The sequence below is a fragment of the Paenibacillus sp. 01T47 genome (assembly GCF_056398245.1).
Genome location: NZ_JBFTPA010000068.1, coordinates 1 through 1,208 on the forward strand (window position 1 = coordinate 1; position 1,208 = coordinate 1,208).

The following is a 1,208-nucleotide window of genomic DNA, read 5'->3' on the forward strand; positions in this document are numbered from 1 at the left end:
ATACGCTTGTGATTGTAATAATCGATATATTTTGATAGCTCATGCTTAAAATGTTCAATACTTTCAAATTCATTTAAATAAAGAAATTCAGATTTCATTGTGCCAAAAAAGCTCTCGATGACGGCGTTATCGTAGCAGTTGCCTTTGCGGGACATGCTTTGCTTGATACCACGTTCTCCAAGAGCATGCCGATACGGTTTCATTTGATAATGCCAGCCTTRGTCAGAATGAATCAGGAGTTTATCTTCATTTTTTAATCGCTTAAATGCTTGATCTAACATCGTGGACACAAGGGAATAGACCGGTCTTGAACCGATCGTATACGTAATAATTTCCCCGTTAAATAGATCGAGCATGGGRGATAAATATAGTTTTTCTCCAAATAGCTTAAACTCTGTTATATCCGTGACCCACTTTTCATTCGGTTTTTCAGAGTGAAAGTCACGTTCTAAAATGTTAGGTGCAATCTTACCAATCATGCCTTTATACGAACGATATTTTTTCATACGTACAAGACTCTTTAATCCCAATACATCCATCAAACGTTGMACTTTCTTATGATTCACTMGATGTTCGCGATTCACTAACTCATCTCGAATTCGACGGTAGCCGTAGCGTCCCTGGTGCTCCTTGTAAATGGCTTGAATCAAGTCTTTTAACTYGGCATCTTTGTCTGGCTTACCGAACGTTTTTACCACGTAATAATAGGTGCTACGAGGGATACCTGCTAGCTGTAGGAGTGCTTTCACCGAGAAATCATTCCTTAGTTCATAGACTACTTGCGCTTTGTCTTGTTTGGTGATTTTTCCTTGTTTTGAACTAAGGCATTCAACTTTTTTAAATAAGCATTCTCCATACGCAAACGGTCTACCTCAGCTTTTAAAGCCTCTACAGACCCTTCTACTAACRTTTGATTCTTCWGTTCTTTTGAATCCTTATTCATGGAAGGACGCCCCTTTTTCTTTGATTGTAGGGCGTCTATTCCATGTGATTCTAAGCTTCTTTGCCAGCTTAAAATGGTACTATGGCTCGAAATATTAWATACCGCAGCCGTTTCTCTAACAGACGTCCCATGTTCGTTCATATGATTAAGTACGTCTAGTTTATCCTGCGTGGAATATGATGTATAGCCTTTATTAAAAGCTTTTTCACCATGATACTCATATTGCCTAACCCAATTTATGAATATAGATTGATGAATACGATAT

General features: G+C 38.1%; 1 pseudogene. It reads right to left on the reverse strand.

The features are described 5' to 3' along the window. Positions 1–1,208 (reverse strand): annotated as a pseudogene (locus AC1DOV_RS34670) (IS3 family transposase); the annotation flags it as partial.